The sequence below is a fragment of the Sorangium sp. So ce363 genome, assembly GCF_051520435.1.
GTDB classification, from domain to species: Bacteria; Myxococcota_A; Polyangia; order Polyangiales; family Polyangiaceae; genus Sorangium; species Sorangium cellulosum_B.
In genome coordinates, this window is the sequence record NZ_CP150333.1 from 10,519,511 (window position 1) to 10,544,734 (window position 25,224).

Here is a 25,224-nt window from a genome sequence, read left to right on the forward strand (position 1 = left end):
TCGGTCGCCCACGACGATCCTCTCACTCGACCGACAGCTCGCAGCGCCGCAGCGCAGCGACAACAGCAGACCGTACGGCGGCGCCACGGATGAGCCGCGACTGCGGCGACCTGACGCCGGCGCACTCTACCGGCCGAGGTAGAGAAGTGTCAACCTGACGAATCGAGGGATTCCCCGGCCACCGCGCCGCCCGCGACCTGATCGGATGCGCACGCCGGGGCCGCGGCGCACCGCAGCAAGCCGCGCGCGCGCTCGCTTTCATCCCGCGCGTTCCCGCGCGCTCAGAACTCGGCCGGATCGCTGTAGGTCCCCAGGACGTCGCGCAGCACGTCGCAGATCTCCTGCTCGGTCGCGTACGCGCTGGCCGCCGCGATGAGGGGCGGCATCAGGTTGTCACGGCCGCGCGCGGCGCTCCTCACGTCGGCCAGGGCGCGCCGCACCCGGTCCTGATCGCGCTGGGCCTTGACCCGGGCCAGGTTCTCGCACTGAACGCGCTGCACCCCCTCGTCGATCCGGAGGAGGGGGATCGTCTTCTCGCCCACGGCGGCGTAGCGGTTGACGCCCACAGTGATCCGCTCGTTCGATTCCAGCTCTCGCTGAAACCTGTAGGCCGATGCGGCGATCTCGCGCTGCGGATACCCCTTCTCGATGGCGGCCACCATCCCGCCCATCTCGTCGATCCGCTGGATGTACTCGAGGGCCTCCTTTTCCAGGCGGTCCGTGAGCCACTCCACATAATAGCTCCCGCCGAGCGGATCGATGGTGTTCGCGACCCCGCTCTCGTGGGCGATGATCTGCTGGGTCCGGAGGGCGATGGTCACGCTCTCCTCGGTCGGGAGCGCGTACGTCTCGTCGAGCGAGTTCGTGTGGAGCGACTGGGTGCCGCCGAGCACGGCGGCGAGCGCCTGGAGCGAGACGCGGACCACGTTGTTGTACGGCTGCTGCGCCGTCAGCGACACGCCGGCCGTCTGCGCGTGCGTCCGGAGCTTCATGCTCTCGGCCTTCTTCGCCCCGTACCGCACCTTGAGGAACCGCGCCCACATGCGGCGCGCGGCGCGGAACTTCGCGATCTCCTCGAAGAAGTCGCTGTGGACGTCGAAGAAAAACGACAGGCGTGGCGCGAAGGTGTCGACGTCGAGGCCGCGCGCGACGCAGCTCTCGACGTAGGCGAGCCCGTCCGCGAGCGTGAACGCGAGCTCCTGCGCGGCGGTCGAGCCCGCCTCGCGGATGTGGTAGCCGCTGATCGACACCGAGTTCCACCGCGGCACCTCGCGCGCGCAGAACTCGATCATGTCGGTCACGACGCGCATCGCCGGGCGCGGCGGGACGAGCCAGGCGTGCTGGGCGATGAACTCCTTGAGGCAGTCGTTCTGCACGGTGCCGCCGATGCGGCTCCGCGGGATCCCGCGCTTGTCGGCGAGCGCGATATAGAACGCGAGCAGCACGGCGGCGGGGCCGTTGATGGTCATCGACGTCGTCACCTGGTCGAGCGGGATGCCGTCGAAGAGCACCTCCATGTCGCGGAGCGTGTCGACCGCGACACCGCACATCCCCACCTCGCCGAGCGATCGCGGAGAATCGGAGTCGTAGCCCATGAGGGTCGGGAAATCGAAGGCGGTCGACAGGCCCGTCTGGCCCTCTGCGAGCAGGTACTTGAACCGCGCGTTCGTCTGCTCCGGCGTGCCGAAGCCCGCGAACATCCGCATGGTCCAGAGCCTGCCGCGGTACATCGTCGGCTGGACGCCCCGGGTGAACGGGTACTCCCCGGGCAGCCCGAGATCCGCCGCGTGGTCGACCGGCGCGTCGGCCGGGGTCGCGAGGTCGGGGACGTCGATGCCGCTCCACGTGGTGAAGCGCTCGCTCCGCGGCGGGAAGCGCGCCGACGCCTCGGCGACCGGGCCCGCGCGCCACGCGGCCACCGCGCGCCGGAGCGCCGCGAGCCCTGCCTCGTCGAGCGCGAGCCCCTCTCCGCCCCCGCCGTTCGTGGAACGGAGCGCGTCGGCGTTTTCCGGTGACCCGACCGCGCGGTCCGCCGCGGTCTCCGGAGGGGGGGTGATCTCTCGAGGCGCCATGGCCGGCATTTTAGCGCGGCGCGCGCGCGGCGACGCCAGGCAATACCAGCGAACGCGCCGGGGCGGCGGGCGTGCGCCGCATCACTGGCAGACCGGGTGGAGCACCGCGGAGGCGACCGGCGTCGCCCCGTCCTCCAGCGAGTCCTCGATCGCGCCCGTGATGCGGATCCCCTCCGGGGCGCAGAGCGCCGCCGCGACGTCGGCCGGGAGCATCCCGCCCTGAGGGCCGGTATCGACGTTGAACGGCACGAAGACGTCGCTGTCCGGAGCGACCTCGACCGGCAGCGCCGCCATGGTCTCGACGGGGAGCGGCTCGATGATCGAGGTCTTCTGATCGGCGCTCGTGATCGCGAAGGTGCGCACCGCGACGCGGCTGGGCCCGCTGGCCCGCGCGCCAAGGTGGAGCTGCAGCGCGAAGCTCCCGGTCATGCCGGTCCCGAGCACGTGCGAGAAGACGGTCACCCCGGGCGACACGATGGACGGCTCGACGAACACGGCCGCGTCGGTGTTGATGCAGCCGCTCGCCGCCACGGCGAGCACCGCAACGGCGAGCGAGGTGGCGGCGGAGCGCCTGGCGCGGGCCTTCATGGGCTCACTTTCTCCCGGCCCGACCGGTCCTGTCCAGATCGGCGGCGCCGCAGTTCCGCTCAGGGCGGCGGCGGGTTGACGCCCTTGGAGCGGGCCAGGGCGCAGCCGAGCTCCACGTTGGTCGGCCCCTTGTCGGTTCGCACGACCTTGAACTCGACGCGCCGGTTCTTCTCCCAGGCGGCCGCGTTGTGGGCCGGATCGATCGGGCAGTACTCGCCGTAGCCCATCGAGCGAACGCTGTTCTTGTTGACGCCGCGCTGCGCGAGCGCCGCGGCGACCGCGTCCGCGCGGGCCTGGGTCAGCTTGAGGTTGTACGCGTCGGCCGAGCGCTCGTCGGCGTGCCCCTGCACCTCGATCATCGTGAACTCCGGGTGGTGCTTCAGCGTCTCGGCCACCGCCTGCACGATGCCGAACGACTCCGGGAGGATCTCGGCGCTGCCGGTCGCGAACTGGATCTTCTCGAGGATGACGATGTTGTTCTCCTCGATCACGACGCTGCCCTTGTCCGGGCACCCGTCCTCGTCCTCGAGGCCGTTGAACGTCTCCGGATCGTTCGGGCACTTGTCGGCCACGTCCGGGATGCCGTCCCTGTCGTTGTCGGGCTCCGGGCAACCGTCCTCGTCCTCGAAGTCGTCCCTGTCCTCGGGGTCGTTCGGGCACTGGTCGGACTTGTCGGGGATGCCGTCCTTGTCGTTGTCCGGATCCGGGCAGCCGTCCTTGTCCTGGAAGCCGTCGCGGTCCTCCGGGTCGTCCGGGCACTTGTCGCGCGAGTCGAGGATGCCGTCGCCGTCGCGATCGCCGTCGCTCCCCTCCGGGCAGCCGTCGTCGTCCTCGTCGCCGTCGCGGTCCTCCGGGTTGTTCGGGCAGCGGTCGTCGACGTCGAGGATGCCGTCCTCGTCGTTGTCCGGATCCGGGCAGCCGTACTTCCCGGGGGGCGAGTCCGCCTTCGTGTCCTGGAAGCCGTCGTAGTCCTCGGGCTCGTCGGGGCAGTCGTCCTGATCGTCCTTGATGCCATCGCCGTCCCGATCGCCGATCGACGGCTCGAAGACGAACCCGATGGTCCCGCGCTGCGCCGCGGCCTGGAACCCGGGCGTGTACCCGACCCCGAAGCCGAGCATGAGGAAGCTGTTCCGCTCGATGAAGAGCTTGATGCCCCCGATCGCCTCGGCCGACAGCTTCTGCTCGGCGCTGTCGCCGCCGCCGACCTGCTGGGTCAGGTAGGTCTCGACCACGAGGTCGAGCGGCGTGAGGACGCGGTAGCTCATGCCGGCCCCGGCGGTGATCAGGTCGGAGTACTCGAGGTCCCCGTGCTCGAGCTGGAAGGTCGCGCCGTCCTGGCGCAGGCCGAACACCGGGTTCTTCCCGGCGTGGCCGCGGTAGCCGACGTTCGCCGCGATCCGGAACGGGTTGGTCGTGCCGAGCCGCTTCTCAAGGACGAGCTGCGGCCAGAAGAAGAACCCCGGATCCGACGCGAAGTCCTGGCTCCCGCCGACGCCGATCCCGGCCTGGGCGATCACCGCGAGCCCGATCACGTCCTGATCGGGGCGGAGAATGCGCGCCTTCGCGTGGACGGCCAGGTTGCCGAGCGCCTGCGCGTCGAGCGAGTCGTCGTTGTAGTTGGCGCTGCCGCCCGGGCCGATGTCGTCGACCGGCTTGCCCCCGTTGAGCACCACCGGGACCGAGAGCCCGACGACCAGGAAGTTGGCGATGCCGTAATCGAACTGGAACGTCCCCTGGAACGCGTGATTGAGCATCACCTCCGTTCCCCGGTCGTTCTCGGTGAGCGGCAGGATGTTGTGCCCGTAATCGAGCACGAGCCCCAGGCTGATGTCGTTCGCGCCGAGGATGTCCGCCCCGTTGACGGAGAAGAGCCCCTTGGAGTCGACCGCCGGCCGGAACAGGTGCAGGTCCATGCCGTCGCCGTTGGCGCCGTCTCCCGTGCGCGTCTGGGCCGCGGCGTCGCCCGCGGTGGCGGCGGTCATCGCGGCGCCGAGGACGAAGGAGAGCAGCCCGGCGCCCAGGCGGGAGGCTCGGCCGGGGCGCGCCTGGGCCGGGAGCCGGGCGTCGTTCGCCCCAGGAGCGCCTGGGAGCGGTTCGGCGGGGAGCAACGGGGAACGAGGCGTCATGGGAGGGTCCTCGGGGTCGTGTGAGGTCGCTATCGGGCGAGCGCGTGGGGCGCCCGGCGCCACGTACCACCGCGCGAATTCCGGTGTCAAACAGACGACGCGGCCAGCTCGCGGCGCGAGCGATCGCGGCGCCTGGTTGGACCTGCCACGCGGCCTGCCACGCGACCCGCCGCGCGCCCGGCGCCGGGCGCTCAGCCCGGGAGCGGCGCGCGCCCGCCGCTCCCGGGCGAGGGCCCGCGATCCGCCGGAATCATGAGTTGATGCGCGCTGATGGGCGCCGGCGGGCCGCGCGGCCGAACGCCGGGACGTCCGGGTAGGGCGAAGTTGTCCGCGCCGTGTCGAGCACGACGACGGCGGGCTCCGGCGGGGCCACGGGCGAGGGCGGCGCAGGCGGCGGCGGCCAGGGCGGCGCAGGCGGCGGCGGCCAGGGCGGCGCGGGCGACGGCGGCCAGGGCGGCGCAGGCAACGGCGGCGCCGGGGGCGGGGTGTGCGGCGACGGCGCGGTGGGCGGCGCCGAGGCCTGCGACGACGGCGGCACCGCGGCAGGAGACGGCTGCGACGCGGGCTGCGCCGTCGAGCCCGGCTACACCTGCGCCGGCGCGCCGAGCATCTGCTCGACGATGTGCGGCGACCGCCTGGTGCGGGGCGCCGAGGCCTGCGACGACGGCAACGTCCGGAACGAGGACGGCTGCAACGCCGTCTGCGTGCTCGAGGCGGGCTACGAGTGCAACGGCGAGCCCAGCGCCTGCGGCCCGCTCTGCGGCGACGGCCTGCTCATCGGCAACGAGGGCTGCGACGACGGCAACACCGTCGACGGCGACGGCTGCAGCCCCGATTGCGACGTCGATCACGGCTACCAGTGCACCGGCGAGCCCAGCGCCTGCGCCCCCATCTGCGGCGACAGCATCGAGGCGGGCCCGGAGGAGTGCGACGACGGCAACACCACCGACGGCGACGGCTGCAGCAGCACCTGCCACGACGAGGGCGACCGACGCCCCGCCCCCCACCGCTGATCCACGCCCTGAGCGGGGGCGCCCCCGCTCAGGGTGTCCGGGTTTTTAGGCTGTCGATCGCGTGGACGGGCGCCTGGTCGCCGGCCATGAGGTGGGCGATCGCCCCGTAGACCAGCCGCTGGCTCTCCAGCATGCTCTTGCCGGCGAACACCGGCGAGGTCACGACCAGGTTGAAGTGGCCCCCGCCGCCGGTCACCTCGGCGGTGGAGCCCTCAATCTTCTCTTCGATGGCCCGCTTCAGGGCCTCGGGGATCGACCCCTGAAAGGTCGTCAAGTGGCTCGGCATGGGCGCTCTATAGGCCATCGCCCCGCCGCGGGAAAGCCGGAGCGCGAGGCTCGGGCCGCGGCGGGGCGCGCTGTCGACGGGATCGACGCGACGGGACGGGAGAGGCGGGATCGGCGCGGTGGGGTCAGGCGCGCGCGGTCGCGCCGGCCAGCTCGATGAGGCCGGCCGCGCCCATGCCGCCGCCGATGCACATCGTCACGACGGCGTACCGGCCGCCGCGCCGGCGCAGCTCGTAGAGCGCGGTCGCGGTGAGCTTCGCGCCGGTGCACCCGAGCGGGTGGCCGAGCGCGATCGCGCCGCCGTTCACGTTGAGCTTCTCCTCGGGGATCTCGAGCGTCCGCTGCACGTAGACGGCCTGCGAGGCGAACGCCTCGTTGACCTCGAAGAGGTCGATGTCGGCCATCTTCAGCCCCGTCCTCGCGAGCAGCTTGCGCACCGCGGGCACCGGGCCGATGCCCATGATGGCGGGGTCGACGCCGACGGTCACGAACGCCCGGAAGTACCCGAGCGGCTTCACCCCGAGCGCGTCCGCCTTCGCCTTGCTCATCACGAGCGCCGCGGCGGCGCCGTCCGACAGCGGCGAGCTGTTGCCCGGCGTGACGCTCCCCTTCGCCGAGAACGCCGGCTTCAGCCCCGCGAGCGCCTCCGCCGTCGTCTCCTTGCGGATCAGCTCGTCGGAGCGGAAATCGAAGGTCGCGCGCTTGCCGTTCTCGAAGCGCACCCCCTTCACGGTGACGATCTCGTCCTCGAAGCGCCCGGCCGCGCGCGCCGCCGCCGCCTTCTGGTGGCTCTTCAGCGCGAACGCGTCCTGGTCGGCGCGGCTCACCTGGAAGCGGTTCGCCACGTTCTCCGCGGTGATGCCCATCGGCGTGTACACCGTCGGACACCGCTCCATCGCCTCCGGCGACGCGCTCAGCTTGTTGCCGGTCATCGGCACCATCGTCATCGACTCGACGCCGCCGGCGATGGCGATGTCGAGCGATCCCATCGCGATGCTGCCCGCCGCGCTCGCGATCGCCTGGAGCCCGCTCGAGCAGAAGCGGTTGATGGTGATCGCGGACCCTTCCTGCGCCATCCCGCCGAGGAGCGAGACGACGCGCGCGATGTTGAGCCCCTGCTCGCCTTCCGGCATGGCGCAGCCGAGGACGAGGTCCTCGACGTCCTCCGGCTTCACCTGGGGGACGCGCTGGAGCAGCGCGGCGACGACCTCGCCGGCGAGCTCGTCGGGGCGCTTCAGCGCGAGCGACCCTTTGTGGGCCCGGCCAACGGCCGAGCGGACGGCCTCTGCAATTACGACGTCGACCATGGCGTTCACCTAGTTCCGGAGGGGCTTGTTGTTCATCAGCATGTACTGCATTCGCTCGGCGCTCTTGGGCTCGCCGCACAGGCTGACGAACGCCTCGCGCTCGAGCTCGAGGATCTCGTCCTCGGTCACCTCGCGCGCCCCGCCGCCAGCGCCGCCGCAGAGCACCTCGGCGAGCTTGCGCGCGATCTTCGCGTCGTGCTCGCTGGCGTGGCCGCCGGCGACGAGCGTGTCGATCATCATCTGCAGCGTCGCGATCCCGCTCTCGCCCGGCAGCTTGTAGGCGCGCGGCACGGGCGCGTGGTACCCGGCCTCGGCCAGCCCGATCGCGCGCGCCTTCGCCTCGTACAGCTGGCGGGCCCTGTCGAACGAGACGCCGTCCGTCTTGCGGAAGAATCCGAGCGCCTTCGCCTCGTCCGCGCTGGTCGCGACCTTGGCGAGGGCGATGTTCTTGAAGACCTGCGTCACGATGTCGTACGTCGGCACCGTCACGCCCTCGGGGATCCCTTCCAGCGCGCGCCAGAGCATGTTGAGCGTCCCCGCGCCGCCCGGGATCAGGCCGACGCCGACCTCGACGAGCCCCGCGTACGTCTCGGCCGCGGCCTGCACCGCGTCGCAGGCGAAGCAGAGCTCGAGGCCGCCGCCGAGGGTCATCCCGTAGGGCGCGGCCACGACCGGCACGCTCGCGTACTTCAGCCGCTGGGTCGCGTCCTGGTACGCCTTCACCATCTTGCGGATCGCGTCCCAGTCCTTGTTGCCCGCGGCCATGGCCACGAGGAACAGGTTGGCGCCGACGCAGAAGTGCTCGCCCTGGTTCACGACCACGAGCGCGCGGAAGTCCTGCTCGGCCTTCTCGGCGGCGAGCGAGAGCATCCCGATCGAGTCCGGATCGAGGCTGTTCGCCTTGGTCTTGAAGGTGACGCCGAGCACGCCGTCGCCGAGATCCCAGGCCTCGGCGCCGTCGTTGGCGAGCACGGCCTTCGCGCCCCTCGCGGTCGCGCGCGCGCCGGCCAGCGTCACGTTGCGCGGATCGACCTTCTGGGCGACGTACTCCCCCTTGAGCAGATCGAACACCGCCCCGTCGGCGCGGTAGAACGACGTCGCGCCGCTCTGCTTCATGCGGAGGATCGACTCGGGCAGCTTGATGCCGTCCTTCTGCATGCGCTCGACGGTCTCGGCGAAGCCGAGCGCGTCCCAGGTCTGGAACGGCCCGAGCTCCCAGTTGTACCCCCAGCGCATGGCGTCATCGATCGCCACGATGCTGTCGGCGATCTCGCCGACGCGCCGCGCCGTGTACGCGAGCGAGCGGGAGAGCACCTTCCAGGCGAACTGCCCCGCCTTGCCGGGGTCGCTGGCGAGCTTCTTCACGCGCGCGGCGGGATCCTCGATCTTCTCGCACGACCTCGTGGCCTTCTTGATGGCCTCGTCGCCGCCGTGCGGGCGGTACTCGAGCTTCACCGGGTCGAACGTCTCCAGGCCTTCCTTGCCCTTGCGGTAGGAGCCGCCCTTGGTCTTGTCTCCGAGCAGCTTCGCCTCGATCATCTTCCTGACGTAGGCGGGCATCTTGAAGACCTCGCGGTCCTCGTCGCGCTCGAGCGCCGAGTAACAGTTGTCGGCGACGTGGGCGAAGGTGTCGAGCCCGACGATATCGCCTGTCCTGAAGCTCGCGCTCTTCGGGTGGGCCATGGCGACGCCGGTGATGGCGTCGACGTCCTCCGGCGCGAGGCCTTCCTCGACCATGAGGTGGATGGCGGTCAGCATCGCGTGGGTGCCGATGCGATTGCCGACGAAGTTCGGGGTGTCCTTGCCGAAGACGAGGCCCTTTCCGAGCACGTCCTCGCCGAGCTTCCGCACGCGGGCGACGACGGCGGGATCGGTGTCGGGCCCGAGGACGAGCTCGAGGAGCTTCATGTACCGGACCGGGTTGAAGAAGTGCATGACGAGGAATCGCTTGCGGAAGTCCGCGGAGCGCCCTTGCATCATCTCCTCGATGCGCAGCCCGGACGTATTCGACGCCACGATCGCGTCAGGCCGCAAGACCTCTTCGAGCCGCGCGAAGAGGGCGCGCTTCGGCTCGATCTTCTCGATGATCGCCTCGATAACGAGATCGCATTGGGCGAGCTCGGCGAAGTGGTCTTCGGTGTTGCCGGTGCGCACGAGGCGGGCGTTCGACGGGTGGAAGAACGCGGCGGGCCTGGCCTTGAGGGCCTTCTCGAGCCCGCCTGCGGCGAACCTGCTGCGGGCGGCCGGGTCCTTCTTTTCGGCGTCGGTGAGGTTCGGGGGCACGATATCGAGGAGCAGGACCTCGATGCCGGCGTTCGCGAAGTGGGCGGCGATGCCGCTGCCCATGACGCCCGCGCCGATGACGCCCGCGCGGCGGATTGGTTTCGTCATGCAGATCCTCCGAGAGAGATGAATGGGGCGCAAACCATTGACGGAAAGGGCCCCGAGCGCAAGCGTATCCGGGGTGGACGGCCGCGCGGGAGAGCGAGCAAGGTTACGCGTCGCCGTCGAGGGCGCGCGCTGATCGGCGAGGCGCCGCGGGACGCCGGGCGGACCAGCGCGGGTGTGCGACACCGAGCGACAGCTGCAATGAGAGGCGGCGCACGTGGGACACCGCACGGGCCAGCGCGTGTGTGTGGTGCGAGCGGCAGCTGCGATGAGGGGCGGCGCACCGGAATGAGGGGTGGCGCATCCGGATGAGGGACGGCGCATCCGGAGCGGACGCGGCAGCGTCCTCTGGACTACCGACGACCCGTGCGTTCCAGCGATTGGCCGTCCTCGGTGCGTTTCCGTTTCCGGGAGAGCGGGGGAGACGGGGAGTTGGTTTCTGAGACGACCTGTCCAGGGCGCCCGCCTGCGATGCGGGCGTGCTCAGGCGAGGCCGTCCGTGGGCCGCGCAGGCGTGCTCAGGTGAGGCCGCGCAGGCGCGTCGGCTGGTGTCGGTCGCTCAGTGCCATGCCTGAGCGGACTGAACTGGCTGTCCGGTGCGGTCGTGCTCGGCGAGGAGGCGCTTCGAGATCTCGACGCACTCGATGCAGGTGGCGAAGCGCGACTTGTGCAGGCACTGGATCCAGGTCGCCGACCCTTGCGCCAGGAACTCCTCCGGATCGAGGTGCTTGCCGCAGGCGACGCAGTGGATGTGCTTGTGCTCGTGGGGCTGCGCCGGGCGCGCGGGCGCGAGCGCCTTCCGCTCGCGCTTGGTCAGTCGCTTCTCTCGCTTCATGGTCTCCTCGATGACGGGTGCCCGCACGGCCTCGTGCGGGCGCGGGTGAAGCTATCACGCGCCGCTCGGCGAGGGTTCCGGACGGCGGCGCGGAGGACGGCGGCGCGGCGGCGCGGGACGGACCTGCGCGACGCCGCCTGCGGACGGCGGCGGCGTGTGGGCATGTGGGTTGACTTCCTTCAGGTGGTGTGCGTAGCGGGCGAGGCTACCGTGCCTCCCCGGGTCCGCGCTGCGCTCGGACGGCGTTGCGATAGCGGCGCGGAAAGTGGGCGCGGCGTGGGCGCTGGGCCGGCGCATGCGAGGCGCCGCGCGCACCGACTCCGTGAAGAACGACGGCGAGTGAGCTCCGATGAGGTTCGCCAGCGAGAGAGACAGGTCGTTACATCGGCATCAACGACGGTGCTCAGTAACAACATGGCCCGGTCGGTGCGGCCCACCGCCGCGCCCACTTGCGCTGCCGTCAGGCCCATGTCCGCATGCTCGCGCTGCCAGCGGACCCACGCCTGCCGCGGCGCCTCGCTCACCTGTGTCGTCGCCATGTCCGTCGCCATCGTCCCCTCCTCACGACAAGCATCCCACAGGGACGAGCGCCCGCAGCCGCCGGGCTCAGGCGTCGATCATGCGTTGAGGCGGACGCGGTGGGCCCGCGCGCGTTACCCCTCGCCGTCCTCGCAGCCACGGAGCGCCTCCTCTTCGTCCATCTCGGCGACCTCGGTCGCGTAGTACCGAAGGGAGTGATAGGTTCGCCGCAAGGCCTTCAGGAAATCGAGCCCATCCTCGAGGTTGTAGACGCGCTCGTAGCTAGGCAGCCCTTGCTCGAGGATGTCGCCCACCGCGTTCATGCAATTCGGGTGGAGCTTCACGATCTGCACGGGGGGGCCCTCCGACCCGAGGACGAAGCGAGCCAGCGGGACGACCACCTGGTGCGCCCTGACGAGGTGGAGCTCCACGAATTTGACCTTGGCCATCTTGCTCTCACTCAATCTTGGTGTTCAGCTCTTCGTCGAAGTTCGGGCCGGCGTATTTACGCGGCAGCACGTAGGGGGGCCTGCATCCCCAGGGCCAACAGCGCCTGACATTACCCCGCTGACGCCGCTCGTTTGTCCGCTCGCTTGAGCGATGAGGGACGTGCTGCAGAATACAGGGTGGGCAGGCTGTTGGTGCCGGACGAGCTCTGGGAGCGAGTCGAACCTCTATTGCCGAAAACGGAGCCGAAGCCGCAGGGAGGCCGGCCGCGTACGCCTGATCGTACCGCCCTGACGGGGATCGTATTTGTGCTCAAGACAGGGATCCCTTGGGAACATCTACCGCAAGAGCTCGGCTGCAGCGGAATGACGTGCTGGCGCAGATTGCGCGATTGGCAGCAGGCTGGGGTGTGGGGTCGGCTCCACGAGGCATTGCTTGATGAACTCGGCGGGGCCGACAAAATCAACTGGAATCGTGCTACGCTGGATGCCTCCTTGGTTCCGGCAAAAAGGGGGCCAAGAGACCGGCACGAACCCCACAGATCGTGCCCGGGCGGGCTCGAAATATCACCTCTTGGTCGATCAGAGTGGCATCCCGCTCGCCGTCGAGATGACGCCGGTCAACGTCCATGACATCGAAGATGTTCACCCCCATGGTGGACGCGGTGCCGCCGCTCGCGCGTCCTTGCGGCCGACCGTGGCGCCGCCCCAAGAAGCTGCACGCTGACAAGGCATACGACGACCCGGCCCTGCGCTTGGCTTGCCATCTGCGCCACATCGTACCCCGCATTGCTCGCAAGGGTATCGAGTTCTCGGAGAAGCTCGGCCGTTATCGATGGGTCGTCGAACGGACGATCGCATGGCTGCGTCGCTTCCGGCGCCTGACCGTACGCTACGAGCGGCGAGCCGACATTCACCGTGGGTTCCTCAAGCTCTCCGTCTGCCTGATCTGTCTCAGTTACGTCCAAACTGGCTTTCGTTAGGTGCTCTTATCGCCCTGCATCGCCAGGAGCGCCTGCCTCCGCAGAGCGACGCCGCCGAGCAGCGCGGTCGCCGTCCTGTCGCTCCGGGCAACCCGCTGCTGCGCGTATCGGCCGGGCTCCGGTTCGCGCGCCCGCACGTCCGCCTGCTGCAAGCGTCCACACCAAAGCGGTGGGGCATCGTTCGGCCGTGTAGGGCACCCCCGAACGCCATTCATCCGTCCTCAACGCACTAACCATCGCCGAGCTCCCCCATGGCAGAACGCCGCGCGTGCTTCGCGCCGTGAGGGTTTTCCCGGGCGTCCGCCCGCGCGTCCGACGGAGTCCGCGATTGCCCCCAAGGCCGCCAGGCACACGGAGCGCCGATCGCACCGGACCGATAGAGCAAAAAAAAACGGTCTCTCACGCCCGCCCGCGCAACAATCCTCTTCCAACCGTCGAAACAACCATTGTAGCTTCTGCTCTCATTGCCGCCTTCCGGATCCCCCGGTCGGCAGGGAGGAACTCAGCATGGATTATTCGGACGAAGTCCTCGAGACCACGCCGGAGCGCGTCACCAAGTTCTTGACGGGGTTGGGCGCTGTCGCCGCGATTCGCACGTCGATGGCCGGGGCGGGGATGACCGATGACGGTATCGTGGAGGGCCGCACTCTGCTCCTCGATGTCCTCGCCGCTCCCTGCAAGATCGGCGCACCGCCCGATACCGACGATGCCAGGGCGCAGCGCGCCGCGACGGGGGAGCTCGATCAGTGGGACGAGCCCAACTTCACCCGTCATGGCGCCGCGCTCCGCCGGCGTTTCCCCGATGTGAACGCTTATGTCTTCAAGGACCTCGCGCCCTCCACCGGCACCGCCGCCGTCCAGGGAGTGGCCACCTTCCTCGCGAGGCTCGATGCCCTCGAGAATGGCACCGACCCGGGCCGCGCCGGAACGAAGCAGAGCGACAAGAAGGCAGTCGCTTTCCTCGCGACTCGCAGCCTCGACAAGGCTGAGCGCAAGCGCCTCCAGGGGCTCGTCGACGTCGCGCTCGGCCCGACATCCCCTCTGCCCGAGCAGGCCGAGCTCCCGGAGACCGCGCGCCGGCGCGAAGCGCTCGTGAAGCTGCGCGCCTGGTTCGACGAGTGGTCGACCACGGCTCGCGCCGTCATCAAGAAGCGCCGTAACCTAATCCGCCTCGGCCTCGCGAGCCGCAAGGTGCGCCAACGCAAGCCCACCGCCGCGCCGCCCAAGCCGGGCAAGCCCACGGCCACGCCATCCCAGCCGATCTCGCCGGGCGAAGAGACCCACGAGACCGACATCGAGCAACCTGGCTCACAAACCAACGCCCGCGCACCCTGGTACCGCGTCGCGGACCGGTCAGCTCACCGAGGCCTCCCCCATCGGTGTTGACCAAGCGCGGTCGGTCGCACTGAGGGCTCCAAGCCTGCCCCCTCCATCCCCCAGCGGTCACCAACGTGAACGTGGTCGTGGTCGTGGTCGTGGTCGTGGTCGTCGACGACACGTTCGTAGACGTGAACGTTCCGCCCATCGCGGAGGGCAGCGGAACGCCGGAGCGGGACGTTCACGTTCACGACCGAGCCGTGGACGACCACGACCACGACCACGACCACGTTCACGACCACGACCACGTTCACGACGGTGACTGCTGGAAGGCGGGCGGGAGCCCTGAACGCGCTTGGTTAAGGCCGAGGGCTCTCCCCTCAGCGCCCCGCCGCCGACTCGAACCTCGGCGCCGCGTCGAACGTCTCCGCCAGCGTCCTCCGGTACTCGTCGGCCATCTGCACGAGCCCATCGATGAGCAGCGCCACGTCGTGGTCCGCGCAGCCCTCCAGCGACGCCACGCACGACGCCGACACCTCGTCGCCCGTGAGCGACACGCGGAACTCCCCCGTCGTCTGGTCGTTCATCGTGAGCAGGAACCGGTAGAACGGTTCGTGGTTCGCCGCAGGCAGCCCCACGACCGGCGCGCGCAGCGTCAGCAGGCGGCCCGCCTCGTCGATCTCGATGTCCACCTGCGTCGCCGCCTCCGCCGTGGGGTACGGCCGCTGCGCGATGCGCCACGCCCTCGGACCGACACGCACCCGGTTGGCGATGAGCCCGAGCGTCGACAGGCCCTGCCGGATCAAACGCTCGACGCCCGCGCGCGCCGGGCACGGCGGGTACGCGTGCGGCAGCAGGCGGCCGCAGCCCAAGCACCGGTCGCACTCGACGTCGAACGGCTCCTCGCACGCCGGGCAGCGGTACACAGGCGCCCGATCCCTGAGCTCCGAGAGCGGCCGATCCCCCAGGGCGAGCAGCGGCTGGAACGCGCCCGCCGGGACCACCACGCAGTGACCCGCGAGCTCCCCGGCCGCGCCGGACAGCGCCGCGACCACGCCGATCACCCGCCCCTCGGGATCGAGCACCGGCGCGCCGAGGGGCGCCGCCACGTCGAGCTCGAACGCCGGGAGCTGCCCGTCGACCTTGCGCGCCACGTGGCAGACCCGCGCGACCGCGAGGCGCAGGCTCTGCCCCGGGAGGCAGCTCAGCACCGCGGCGCGCTCGCCGAGCCGCGGCTCGGCCGCCGCGCGGGCGGCGAGCGCCGCGACGCCGGGCGGATCGGCCGGCGCGACGAGCGCCACGTCGCGGCCCACGTCCGCGGCGATCACCCGCCCCGCCATGCCCCGCCCGTCCTCGAACGTCAGCGCGACCTCCGTCGGGTAGCCGAGCCCGCGCCGGCTCGCCACCACGACGCCGTTGCCGAGCGCCACCCAGCCGGTCGTCACGAGCGCGCCGGCGCGGATCGCCACCACCGAGCGGCGGGCGCGGGCGACGCGCTCGTGGAGCAGCGCGAGATCGCCGTCGCCGTGCGCCGCCAGCTGCGACGTCATTGCGCGACGATCCTCGAGAGCGCCGTCATCAGCAGCTCGATCGTGCCAGGTTTGGCGCCGTCCCGCTGCGCGTAGGCGACGATGTCGCGCAGCCGCTGCTCGGTCTTGGCGGGCAGCTTCGTGCGCACCAGCAGCTCGGACAGGGCCCCGATCGCGAGGAAGTGCCGGAGCATCGGGTCGGCCGGCGCGCGCTCGATCTCGCGCAGGTAGCGGCCGAGGTGCTCGCGCGCGAGCGCCGCCGTGGTGAGCGGATCGATGTGGAGCGGCTTCTCCTCGGGCACCTGGCCGCGCACCGCCACGAGCCGCTCCATCGCGAGGAGCGCCGGCTCCGCGACGCCCGCGGTGTTCCCGCGGCGCGCGCCGCCCTCGGCCTGGATGAGCTCGCGGGTCGCGGCCGCCGTGCAGCGGTAGAGGTGCGCCACCGCGTCGGGCATCGCCTCGCCGTGCTCGTAGATCGCGCGGAAGACCGTGCACCGGATGAGGAGCACCATGACGCCCGGCCGCTCCTGGAAGCTGAGCGCCGCGCCGAGCACCTGCGCGTCCCGGAGCAGCTGGCAGAACCGATCGGCCGCCGCGTTCGCCGACTCCGGGCGGGACGGGATGCTCCGGCGCGACGGAGGCTCGATCTCCACCTCCGGCAGCGCGGGCGGGCGCACCGACAGCGGCGTCGCCGCCATGATGGAGGACGAGCGACGAAAGGGCACGGTGCGCGCGCTGCGGCGATCGCTGACCTGCGCCGGCGTCTCCGCGGCCGCCGCCTGCTCACCCGACAGCGGCGCTGCGGCCGCCGCGCTCCCCGGAGCCGGCTTCGCTGCGCCGCCCTCGGACCCCGGGCTCGCGACGCCGCCGATCGCCTTCGACGCCGCGCCGGCGTCGTGCGCCGGCGGGAGGATGCCGGCCTTGGGCGCGGGCGCGCCGCCGTTCTTCGACGACGCGGCGCTCGGCGCCGGCATCGGCGCCGACGCCAGGAACGGGGACAGGATGTCGGGGATCGCGTCCGCGTCGCGGATGGGGCGCGCGACCGACTCGGGCAGGCGCGGCAAGGGGGGCGCCGCCCACGCCGCCAGCTCCTCGAGCGGCGTCCGCGCCCCCGAGACCGGCGTCGCCGGCGCGCCGGCCCGCACCGACGGAGCGCTCTGCGGGCGGGCAGGCGCGGGCGGGAGCGTGAAGCTCTTGAGCGGCCGGGCGCGGCCGGCGGAGGCCCACGTGAGGCTCGCCCGATGCTCCTCGGAGAACGGCGGCCGCGCGTCGAACCACGCGCCCATCGTCTCCCCGAGCCGCTGCGCCGCCTCGCCGCTCTCGCGCAGCGCCAGGCGCAGCGCCTCCGGCGTGAAGGCGGCGACGCGGCCAACGCGGCGAAGCAGCAGCAGATCCTCCCGCATGCACAGCCGGAACGGCTCGGGGCCGCTCGACAGCTCCAGCGCCGTCCTGAGCAGCGGTACCCGGTGCCGCTCCGCGACGCGCACGACGGGGACGTCGATCGACACCCGCTCGTTCGCCGCGTCGAGCGAGACGAAGAGCGTCATCGCCCCGAGCGGAACGATCCACCCCACGCCCTCCTGCAGCGTCGTCGCCTGGAGGCTCGCCCCGGCCTCCGCGGAGGCGCAGTGCGCGACGAAGCGCACCGGGTCGCGCGTGCGCCAGGCGTCGATCGAGCTCCCGTCCCAGTCCGCGTCCGCGGGCGGCTTGCGCGAGGCGGAGAGCACAGGCGACCGATCCACCCCGCACGCCTCACACCGCGGCCCACGCAGCGGGAACCCGCACGCGGAGCAGAAGTCGGAGGCCGGGCTCGAGGGGACCGCCACGCCGACAGCATACCTCAGCGCAAGGCCGAGGTGGCACCGCGGTTTGCGCTCAGAGGAACGGATTCAGGTGGAGCGCAACCTTGGCCTCCCGCAGGTTGTGCTGGACCCTGCGGATGAAGTGGATGAACAGGTACGCCCAGGCGGCGAAGGTGACGACGCTGATGACGAGCTGGACCGTCTTGCTGACGCCGATCACCATCCAGAGCGCCGTCAGAAGGAAGGCCGCGAACGACAGCGGGACGAACCACTTCCAGCAGAGGTTCATCATCTGGTCGATGCGGACGCGCGGCAGCGTCCAGCGGATCCAGATGACCACGAAGACGAGAGCCCAGCTCTTCAGCAGGAAGAGGAAGACGCCGACGAGCTGGAGCCCGAAGCTCGCCTCCTGCTGGGCCGGCGAGACGCCGGGGATCTGCCAGCCCCCGAGGAAGAGCGCGCTCGCGATGCCGCACATCACGAAGACGTTCGCCCACTCGGCGAAGAAGAAGAAGAGGTACCGCATGCCGGAGTACTCGGTCGAGTAGCCGGCCACGAGCTCGCTCTCCGCCTCGGGCAGGTCGAACGGCGCGCGGTTGCCCTCCGCGAGCGCCGTCGTGAAATAGAGGAAGAACAGCGCGAACGTGATCGGGTTGCGGAAGACGAACCAGTGCCAGGGCCAGCCGCCCACGTCGAGGAGCGAGGGCCCGGCGCCGCCCTGGGCGCCGATGATGTCCTGGAGCCGCAGCGAGCCCGTCATCATCACGATGCACACGATCGCGACCGCGCCGGGGATCTCGTAGCTGATGATCTGCGCCGCCGAGCGGATCCCGCCGAGGAGCGACCACTTGTTGTTCGACGCCCAGCCGCCGGTCATGAGGCCGATGGTGACCAGCGACGTCACGGCGATCACGAAGAGGATCCCGATGTCGAGGTCGGCCGCGATGAGGTACTGGCCGAACGGCATGACGACGAACGTGGCCGACACGCCGACGAACACGAGGTAGGGCGCGAGCCGGAAGAGCGCCTTGTCGCTCTCGGCCGGGATGATGTCCTCCTTCATGATCGACTTGATCCCGTCGGCGATCCACACGAGGAGGCCCTGCGGCCCGGCGCGGTTCGGCCCGATGCGGGACTGCATGCGCGCCGAGACGCGGCGCTCGACCCAGGTGATGATCCCCGCGGTCGGCGCCATGAAGAGCAGGATGATCGCGGCGGCCACGCCGAGGAGGATCCCGGCGCCGAGCAGATCGGCGGGCGCGCTCGCGTGGAACCCCTCGGTCGAGAGCTCGATCTCGGACGGGGTCGCGCCGCCCCGGCGGATCCCGACCGCCGACCGCCGCTCGTGGCCGCTCGGGATCACGTCGCCCTTCGAGAGGACCTTCACGCCCTCGAAGCGCGTGATGACGTCGCCGGGCTGGAGCCCTGCCTGACCCGCCGGGCTCCCGTCGCGCACGCCCGTCACGACGAGCCCGCCGGCGGGCGGCGACTCGGCCGCGACCTCGACGCCGAAGAACGCGAGCGCGCGCGCCCCCTCCTTCACGCGCGCCTCGATGACGGCGCGGCGCGGGGTCGGCGGGAGGAAGTCCATCGTGACGCCCCTCACCGTGCCGTTCACGGGGAGCGCCCCCTGCGCGGTCGCGGGGATCTCGACGACGACGTCGCCGTGGAAGGTCGTGTGCACCGCGTCGTCGCCGCGGCCGGCGAAGCGGGATTGCAGGCCCTCGGAGAAGACCAGCGAGATCTTCGTGCTGCTGACCTGCGCGCCCTCGATCTCGATGCTCTGGCCGGTGAGCGGCGCCTGGCCGGGGCGGCGGAGGGTGCCGCGGAACGTGACGACCGCCTCCTTCGCCTCGGCGGTGGGCAGGTTGGTCCCGAGGATCTCGATGCGGTCGCCGAGGTCGACCTCGCGCGGCACGACGTCGACGACGCTCAGGAGCTCGGGCGCCGTCCTGCTCTCGGCGCAGCCGGCCGCGCCGAGCAGCGCGAGGAGGGCCAAGAGGCACGGCAAGAAGCCTCGAGAGAGAGCTCTCCAGGGAGGAGATCCGCGCATGGTGCCGCTTATAAACCGCGCCGCTCGCGCGGTCGAGAATGCGGAGAAAAGCGCTCCTGCTCGCGCTGTCTGTCTCCCTACCGGCCTCGGACGGGGAGGAAGTACCGGCTGCCGTCGAGCTCGTTCACGCCCACGTAGAGCTCTGCCTCGAACACGTCCTTGAGCCGGCGGTAGGTCATCACCTCCTCGACGGTGCCGTGGGCGACCAGCCGCCCGGCCTTGAGGAGCGCCACGCGGTCGGCGTACTGGGCGGCCGCGTTGAGATCGTGCAGCACCGCGACGCAGGCGAGGCGCCGCTCGGCCACCTCCCTGCGCACGACCTCGTGGACCTCGATCGAGTGGCGGATGTCGAGGTGCGCCCCGGGCTCGTCGAGGATCAGCACCTGCGCCTCCTGCGCGAGCGCGCGGGCGATGGCCACCCGCTTCTGCTCGCCGCCGGAGAGCTCGGCCACCGGCCTCCCCGCGAGCCCCACGAGATCGCAGGCGTCGAGGGCGCGGGCGACCGCCTCCTCGTCCCGGCCGGCGGCGAGCATCCACGCGCCCTGGTGGGGCGCGCGGCCCATCATGACGACCTCGCGCACCGTGAAGCCGGGCGCCGAGGCGATCCCCTGCGGCACGACCGCCACGCACCGCGCGATCGCCCGCCGGTCCATGCCGGCGAGCGGCCTCCCCAGCAGGGTCGCCTCGCCCCGCGCCGGCCGCAGGGCCCCCGAGAGGACCCGGACCAGCGTCGATTTTCCCGCGCCGTTCGGCCCCAGGACGGCGCAGAGCTCGCCCGCGCGCACATCCAGGCTGATCCCCTCCAGCGCCAGCCTCCCGGTGGGATAGCTCGCGGCCACGTCACGCAGATCGATCGCCGGCCCCTGCACGCGGTCTCTTTTGTCGAATGATTTGAGTGATATCGAGTGATCTTCCCTTGCGCGAGGTTTCTTGCGGTGGTCCAATCGACTCGAGGCGTAGAGGAGATGGAAACGGCGAAGGAGACTCTGGGAGGCGGCGAGGTACCGCGTCGCGTTATTAAGCGCTACTCCAATCGGAAGCTCTACGACACGAAGGACAGTCGTTACGTCACCCTGCAGCAGATAGGGGAGATGGTCCGGGCTGGCGAAGAGGTCCAGATCATCGACAACGCGACCAAGGAGGACAAGACCGAGGTCACGCTGGCGCTGATCATCTCGGAAGATCTCAAATCGCAGCCGCGCTCGGTCCCGCTCGGCACGCTGAGAGATCTGATCCAGGAGCGTGGCGAGCGGCTGCTCTCGCAGCTACGCGAGGGCCCGATCGGCCGGCTCATCCCCGGCGCGGTCCCTGGCGAGGGCGGCGTGGCGGCGCCTGGAACGGCGCCCGCCCCGGGGACGGAGCAGGCGACGCCCGTGTCGCCCTCGTCCCATCCGCCCCCGCCGCTCGACACGGACAGGTCGAGCCACGCGAAGGGGCGCCTGAGCGGGATCGTCGAGAGCTCGAAGCAGACGCTCGATCAGTGGCAGCAGGCCGTCGACGAGCGCATCCGGGCCATCCTCCCGGGCCTCGGGCTGGTCCGCGATCTCCAGTCCGATGTCAAGCGCCTGTCGCAGCGCATTGACGAGCTGGAGGCGAAGCTCCAGGGACGCGCGGGTGAACCCATCGAGGGCGCGGCTCCGCACCAGACGGGCTCCGGCGCGGACGAACCCGCGGGCGAGGGTCCGGGGGGCGAGAGCAGGCTGGAATAGCCCTGGGCGCTCCTCTGTTCCCCCGGGCGAGCCCATGCCGTTCTTCTTCAGCAAGAAACCTGCGTCCGTAGCGCAGGACCTGTCGTTGGCCAGCACCGATGGTGGCCGAGCCGACGCCTTCGAGATCGAGCTGCTGGGTCATCTGGACACGCTTTACGGCGTGAGCTGCCGGATGACGAAGAGCTCGACGGAGGCGGAGGATCTGGTCCAGGACACCATCGTCAAGGCGATGCGAGCCCGGGATCAGTTCGAGCCGGGCACCAACCTCAAGGCCTGGCTGCTTCGAATCCTGACGAACACGTTCATCAACCGGTACCGTCGCGGGGGCCTCGAGCGAGGCATCTTCGACGGCCCCGACGCCGAGCCGCTCACCGATGCGTGGGTCGGCGCGACGACGATGCGCGCGATGCGCGATCCGGAGACCCAGGCGCTCACGCCGCTCGTGGAGGCGGAGGTGCAGCGCGCCCTCGACGCCCTGCCCGAGGAGTTCCGGCTGGCCGTGGTGCTGTCGGACATCGAGGAGCTCTCCTACAAGGAGATCGCCGAGGCGATGGGCTGCCCCATCGGCACGGTGATGTCGCGCCTGCACAGGGGCCGCAAGCTCCTCCAGAAGACGCTGCGCGAGCACGCGGTCCTGATGGGCATCGTCAGCGAAGACGCTGCGAAGGACGCGCCCGCCGACCTGGACGCGTACCGCAAGCGGAAGCGGGGTGCCGCATGAGCGCTGCGAAATCGATCGAGAGCTGTTCGCGGTTCGACCACGCGCTGTCCGCCTACGTCGACTGCGAGCTGGATCCGGACCACGCCATCGATCTCGAGTCCCACCTCGTCCAGTGCCCTCCGTGCTTCGAGCAGGTGAGGCTCTTGCGCTCGCTGCGGGCGAGCCTGAAGCGGGCGCGGCCGTCGGGGTGCCCGGACGCGCTGCGGGCGCGCGTCGCCGCGGCGGTGGCGCACGAGCAGGCGCGCGACGCGGCGCAGTCGGCCGAGTCGAGGCCGCGCCTCGTGCACAGGGGGTACGCGATCGCGCTCGCCGCGGCGGCGGGCGTCGTCTTCGTCGTGGGCGTGGCGCGGCGGCCGGACGCGCCGGCGGAGGCCGCGAAGGCGGACGCCGCGAGGGCGGCGGCCGATCTCACGCGCGCCGAGAGCGTCGAGGTCCTGCTCGACGATCTCGTCACCCAGCACGCGCAGCCGCTGCCGCCGGAGACGACCAACCCGGAGGACCTCCCGCGCTTCGATCCGTTCGTCGGCGTCCCGGTCCGCAGGCCGCAGTTCCAGTCGATACCGGCGAACTTCATGGGCGCCCGCGTGCACACGATGCGCGATCGGCGCGCCGCGCTGCTCCAGTTCGTGGTGCGGGGCAACCACCGCGTGACGGTCTACATGTTCAACTCGCGCGCGGTCCCGGTGCAGAAGGCGCAGCCGATCCTGCAGCCGCGCGTCGTGCGCGAGCGCCCCGTCTACGTGGGCAACATCAACGGCTACTCGGTCGCCGCCGCCGAGCGCAGCGGCGTCGGCTACGCGCTCGCCTCGGATCTCGGCGACGACGTCAGCACGCAGCTCGTCCTCGCTGCGATGCAGTGAGCGCACCGGCGCTCGCTCTACAGCGGGCGCCGTCCTCTCCCTCCCTCGATAACCCCGACCAACCCTACCGCGAGAGACCGCATGCGCTTCGTCTTCGTCATGGATCCGCTGAGCCGCGTGACGCACGACAAGGACACGTCGTTCGCCTTCATCCGAGCGGCGCAGGCGCGCGGCCACGAGAGCTACCACTGCTTGCCGCGCGACCTCTCGATCGAGGGCGGCGAGGCGCACGCCTCGGCCTCGCCGGTGCTCATCGGCGACGCGCCCCCGTTCATCTCGCTGGCGGGGGGCGCGCAGCGGCTCCGGCTCGCGGACGTGGACGCCATCTTCATCCGCAAGGACCCGCCGTTCGATCGCAGCTACCTGTACGCAACGCTGATCCTGGAGCGCGCGCGGCGCTGCCCGCTCATCGTGAACGACCCCCGCGGGCTGCGCGACGCCAACGAGAAGCTCTACGCGCTGAACTTCCCCGAGTGGACGCCGAGGACGCTGGTCACCGCGGACCGCGAGCAGATCCACGCGTTCGTGCGCGCCCTCGGCGGCACGGCGGTGATCAAGCCGCTCGACGGCGCGGGCGGCCTCGGCGTGCTGCAGATCAACGAGCGCGACAAGAACGCGCGCGCCATCGCGGACATGATGACGAACGAGGGGCACCGCCTCGCCATGGTCCAGGAGTACCTGCCCGCCGTCGTCCACGGCGACAAGCGCGTCCTCTTGCTCGACGGCGAGCTGCTCGGCGCCATCCTCCGGGTGCCCCGCGACGACGATCACCGCTCGAACATCCACGTCGGCGGGCGCGTGGTCTCGACGGAGCTCTCGCCGCGCGAGCTCGATCTCGTCCGCGCGGTCGCGCCTCGCCTCCGCGCCGACGGCCTCTTCTTCGTGGGCCTCGACGTCATCGGCGAGCGCCTGACCGAGGTGAACGTCACGAGCCCGACGGGCATCCAGGAGCTCGGGCGCTTCACCGGCGCGGATCCGGCGGCGAGGGTGATCGCCTGGGCCGAGGAGCGGGCGCGCGGCCAGGCCGCGCGCGCGTGAGCCACCCCGCTCCGGAAAGTTGGCCCGGAGCGCCCGCCTCTGCGAAGGCTCCCCCATGGGCGACTCATTCGAGCGGTGTGCCGTCTGCAGCGACGGCGAGCAGGGCGATCGGGACGGCGGCGCGCCCGGGGATCCTCGCGCGAGGACGCGGATGGCGCGCGTGGTCATCCAGGGGCGCTCGCTCAGCCTGTGCCGGACGCACGCGGCGACCGTGGCCGTCGCCATGCCGGAGACGTTCGAGGAGATGCGCGCGCTGTTCGTGGGGCTCCAGCGCAGCGCGCAGCCGGCGCAGCGCGATCCGTCCGTCGAGCGCCGCTCCCCCATCGCGCGCCGCAGCCCCGAGGATCGGCGCGTCTTCCCCCCGCGGCCGGAGGGCCGGCGGATCGGTGCAGGACGCCGCGCCAGCGATCCGGGGGAGTGATCGCGACCGTCGCGCCGGCGCCCTCCTCGCGCCGATCTCCGGAGCGGCGCCCGCTCTCCGCGCGGAGCGCCGCGGGCCGCCGGATGCGCGCGGCGCGTGGTAGGTTCTCGCCATGAGATCCCGCCGGCATGTCGTCATCGGGCTCGGGTCGAGCCTGGGCGATCGCCTGACGACCCTCCGCGCCGCCATCGCGGCCCTCGGCGCTGATCCCGATCTCGACGTCATCCTCGAGTCGTCGCGCTACGAGTCCCCGCCCGCAGGCGGCCCTCCGCAGGGCGACTACGTGAACGCCGCGGTGCTCGTCGCCACGTCGCTGCCCGCGCGCCAGATCCTCGAGCGCACCCTCGCCGTGGAGCGCTCGCTCGGGCGGACGCGCCCCGATCCGGTGCGATGGGGGCCGCGCACGATCGATCTGGACCTGCTCTGGATCGAGGGCGAGGTCGTGGCGGAGCCGGATCTCGAGGTGCCTCACCCGCGGCTCTGCGACCGTGTGTTCGCGCTCCGGCCGCTGCTCGACGTCGCCCCCGACGCGCGCGACCCTCGCACGGCCGTCGCGTACGCCGCGCTCCCCGAGGCGAGCGCGCCCATTCGCAAGCTCGATCCGATCTGATCGGCGCGGCAGCGGCGCGCGGGCGCGGCGCTCAGCGCGAGCGCGGCGGGCCGGATGCGGCGCGGGATCGGAGGCCGGCGCGGCCGCCGGCGTACGACGCCGCGCTGCCGATCGTGACCACCACGATCAGCAGCAGCGCCCACCCCAGCGCGCCCGCCGGCGCGCCCTCGGCGAGGGCGAGCGCCCAGGCGAGCGTCGCGACGACGGCGCCGCTCGCGGCGGCCTCGCGCCGCCCGGCGCGCCCGCCGAACCGCCCCACGAGGTAGCCGCCGGCGACCCCGGCGAGCGCGAACGCGATCGCGTTGAGCCCCACCATCGCGAGCCGCACCGAGCCCTCTGCCCCGGCGTCCCCCGCCCGCTCGATCATCCGGCGCAGCAGCGTGTTGACGAGGCCCGCGAGCGGCAGCCACGCGATGAAGATCGCCACCGTCCCGAGCGCGATCCAGTGCCACGGCGGCCGGTCCTCACCCTCGTCGTCGCCGCTGCTCTGCAGCACGGGGAGCTTGCGCTTCTCCGGCGCTGCCGCGCCGCCCCGAGGAGGCGCCGCGCCTGCCGCGCCGCTGCCGACGACCGGGAGGCGTCGCTTCGGCGCGTCCCCCATG

At 71.5% G+C, this 25,224-nt stretch carries 22 protein-coding genes and 1 pseudogene; 9 read left to right on the top strand and 14 right to left on the bottom strand.

What is annotated here, in order from left to right; genetic code table 11:
- Positions 1 to 281: 281 nt before the first annotated feature.
- The 3 genes from WMF12_RS39545 to WMF12_RS39555 form a co-directional block, all read right to left on the bottom strand.
- The gene (locus WMF12_RS39545; protein ID WP_437853553.1) at positions 282 to 2,072 is read right to left on the bottom strand and encodes an acyl-CoA mutase large subunit family protein; all 1,791 of its coding nucleotides are present in this window, start codon (positions 2,070 to 2,072) and stop codon (positions 282 to 284) included.
- Between the two features lie 81 nt (positions 2,073 to 2,153).
- Positions 2,154 to 2,660 (bottom strand): hypothetical protein, encoded by a 507-nt coding sequence (locus WMF12_RS39550; RefSeq protein WP_437853555.1) that lies wholly within the window; start codon positions 2,658 to 2,660, stop codon positions 2,154 to 2,156.
- Between the two features lie 59 nt (positions 2,661 to 2,719).
- Entirely contained in the window at positions 2,720 to 4,786 is a 2,067-nt protein-coding gene (locus WMF12_RS39555; RefSeq protein WP_437853557.1) for an OmpA family protein, read from the bottom strand.
- Between the two features lie 335 nt (positions 4,787 to 5,121).
- On the opposite strand from WMF12_RS39555, the gene WMF12_RS39560 reads away from it, so the two are divergent.
- On the top strand, positions 5,122 to 5,799 hold the full coding sequence (locus WMF12_RS39560) for a DUF4215 domain-containing protein (protein ID WP_437853559.1): 678 nt from the start codon (positions 5,122 to 5,124) through the stop codon (positions 5,797 to 5,799).
- Positions 5,800 to 5,827: 28 nt separating this feature from the next.
- Here the strand turns inward: WMF12_RS39560 and WMF12_RS39565 are convergent, their stop codons facing one another.
- The 5 genes from WMF12_RS39565 to WMF12_RS39585 all read right to left on the bottom strand — a co-directional run bounded on the left by WMF12_RS39565 (position 5,828) and on the right by WMF12_RS39585 (position 11,582).
- Entirely contained in the window at positions 5,828 to 6,085 is a 258-nt protein-coding gene (locus WMF12_RS39565; protein ID WP_437277255.1) for a BolA/IbaG family iron-sulfur metabolism protein, read from the bottom strand.
- A 124-nt stretch (positions 6,086 to 6,209) separates the two neighbouring features.
- Positions 6,210 to 7,391, bottom strand: coding sequence for a thiolase family protein (locus tag WMF12_RS39570; protein ID WP_437853560.1), 1,182 nt, complete (start codon positions 7,389 to 7,391; stop codon positions 6,210 to 6,212).
- 9 nt (positions 7,392 to 7,400) lie between these two features.
- The gene (locus WMF12_RS39575) at positions 7,401 to 9,782 is read right to left on the bottom strand and encodes a 3-hydroxyacyl-CoA dehydrogenase/enoyl-CoA hydratase family protein (protein ID WP_437853562.1); all 2,382 of its coding nucleotides are present in this window, start codon (positions 9,780 to 9,782) and stop codon (positions 7,401 to 7,403) included.
- A gap of 556 nt (positions 9,783 to 10,338) precedes the next feature.
- The gene (locus tag WMF12_RS39580) at positions 10,339 to 10,614 is read right to left on the bottom strand and encodes a hypothetical protein (RefSeq protein ID WP_437325399.1); all 276 of its coding nucleotides are present in this window, start codon (positions 10,612 to 10,614) and stop codon (positions 10,339 to 10,341) included.
- A 653-nt stretch (positions 10,615 to 11,267) separates the two neighbouring features.
- The gene (locus WMF12_RS39585; RefSeq protein WP_437853566.1) at positions 11,268 to 11,582 is read right to left on the bottom strand and encodes a hypothetical protein; all 315 of its coding nucleotides are present in this window, start codon (positions 11,580 to 11,582) and stop codon (positions 11,268 to 11,270) included.
- 177 nt (positions 11,583 to 11,759) lie between these two features.
- On the opposite strand from WMF12_RS39585, the pseudogene WMF12_RS39590 reads away from it, so the two are divergent.
- Together WMF12_RS39590 and WMF12_RS39595 are read left to right on the top strand one after the other, a co-directional pair.
- Positions 11,760 to 12,562: pseudogene (locus tag WMF12_RS39590) on the top strand (IS5 family transposase).
- A 570-nt stretch (positions 12,563 to 13,132) separates the two neighbouring features.
- A complete protein-coding gene (locus tag WMF12_RS39595) occupies positions 13,133 to 13,948 on the top strand; it encodes a hypothetical protein (RefSeq protein ID WP_437853568.1) in 816 nt (271 codons plus the stop codon).
- Here the strand turns inward: WMF12_RS39595 and WMF12_RS39600 are convergent.
- The 5 genes from WMF12_RS39600 to WMF12_RS39620 all read right to left on the bottom strand — a co-directional run bounded on the left by WMF12_RS39600 (position 13,921) and on the right by WMF12_RS39620 (position 20,132).
- Entirely contained in the window at positions 13,921 to 14,193 is a 273-nt protein-coding gene (locus tag WMF12_RS39600; RefSeq protein WP_437853569.1) for a hypothetical protein, read from the bottom strand. The two genes, WMF12_RS39595 and WMF12_RS39600, sit on opposite strands and share 28 nt — an antisense overlap.
- Before the next feature lie 66 nt (positions 14,194 to 14,259).
- Entirely contained in the window at positions 14,260 to 15,429 is a 1,170-nt protein-coding gene (locus WMF12_RS39605; protein WP_437853571.1) for a trypsin-like peptidase domain-containing protein, read from the bottom strand.
- A complete protein-coding gene (locus tag WMF12_RS39610; protein WP_437853573.1) occupies positions 15,426 to 17,150 on the bottom strand; it encodes a hypothetical protein in 1,725 nt (574 codons plus the stop codon). The genes WMF12_RS39605 and WMF12_RS39610 overlap by 4 nt, the downstream gene beginning before the upstream one ends.
- A 133-nt stretch (positions 17,151 to 17,283) precedes the next feature.
- Complete coding sequence (gene nuoH / locus WMF12_RS39615) at positions 17,284 to 19,221, bottom strand: NADH-quinone oxidoreductase subunit NuoH (RefSeq protein ID WP_437853575.1); 1,938 nt, start codon at positions 19,219 to 19,221, stop codon at positions 17,284 to 17,286.
- A 119-nt stretch (positions 19,222 to 19,340) separates the two neighbouring features.
- Positions 19,341 to 20,132 carry an ABC transporter ATP-binding protein gene (locus WMF12_RS39620; RefSeq protein WP_437741927.1) on the bottom strand — a complete coding sequence of 264 codons (792 nt, stop codon included), beginning with the start codon at positions 20,130 to 20,132 and terminating at the stop codon, positions 19,341 to 19,343.
- 96 nt (positions 20,133 to 20,228) lie between these two features.
- Between WMF12_RS39620 and WMF12_RS39625 the strand changes: the two genes are divergently transcribed.
- From WMF12_RS39625 to folK, 6 genes are all read left to right on the top strand, one after another.
- The gene (locus WMF12_RS39625) at positions 20,229 to 20,972 is read left to right on the top strand and encodes a polyhydroxyalkanoate synthesis regulator DNA-binding domain-containing protein (protein WP_437853577.1); all 744 of its coding nucleotides are present in this window, start codon (positions 20,229 to 20,231) and stop codon (positions 20,970 to 20,972) included.
- Positions 20,973 to 21,006: 34 nt separating this feature from the next.
- Positions 21,007 to 21,693 carry a sigma-70 family RNA polymerase sigma factor gene (locus tag WMF12_RS39630; RefSeq protein WP_437711896.1) on the top strand — a complete coding sequence of 229 codons (687 nt, stop codon included), beginning with the start codon at positions 21,007 to 21,009 and terminating at the stop codon, positions 21,691 to 21,693.
- The gene (locus tag WMF12_RS39635) at positions 21,690 to 22,553 is read left to right on the top strand and encodes an anti-sigma factor family protein (protein ID WP_437853579.1); all 864 of its coding nucleotides are present in this window, start codon (positions 21,690 to 21,692) and stop codon (positions 22,551 to 22,553) included. The genes WMF12_RS39630 and WMF12_RS39635 overlap by 4 nt, the downstream gene beginning before the upstream one ends.
- 81 nt (positions 22,554 to 22,634) lie before the next feature.
- Positions 22,635 to 23,591: a glutathione synthase gene (gene gshB / locus WMF12_RS39640; RefSeq protein WP_437741930.1), complete on the top strand. Its 957-nt coding sequence runs from the start codon at positions 22,635 to 22,637 to the stop codon at positions 23,589 to 23,591.
- 55 nt (positions 23,592 to 23,646) lie between these two features.
- The gene (locus WMF12_RS39645) at positions 23,647 to 24,012 is read left to right on the top strand and encodes a hypothetical protein (RefSeq protein WP_437741931.1); all 366 of its coding nucleotides are present in this window, start codon (positions 23,647 to 23,649) and stop codon (positions 24,010 to 24,012) included.
- Positions 24,013 to 24,124: 112 nt separating this feature from the next.
- The gene (folK, locus tag WMF12_RS39650; RefSeq protein ID WP_437853581.1) at positions 24,125 to 24,622 is read left to right on the top strand and encodes a 2-amino-4-hydroxy-6-hydroxymethyldihydropteridine diphosphokinase; all 498 of its coding nucleotides are present in this window, start codon (positions 24,125 to 24,127) and stop codon (positions 24,620 to 24,622) included.
- A gap of 31 nt (positions 24,623 to 24,653) precedes the next feature.
- Here folK and WMF12_RS39655 read toward each other — a convergent pair whose 3' ends face one another.
- Positions 24,654 to 25,223 (bottom strand): hypothetical protein, encoded by a 570-nt coding sequence (locus WMF12_RS39655; RefSeq protein ID WP_437853583.1) that lies wholly within the window; start codon positions 25,221 to 25,223, stop codon positions 24,654 to 24,656.
- Position 25,224 lies beyond the last annotated feature (1 nt).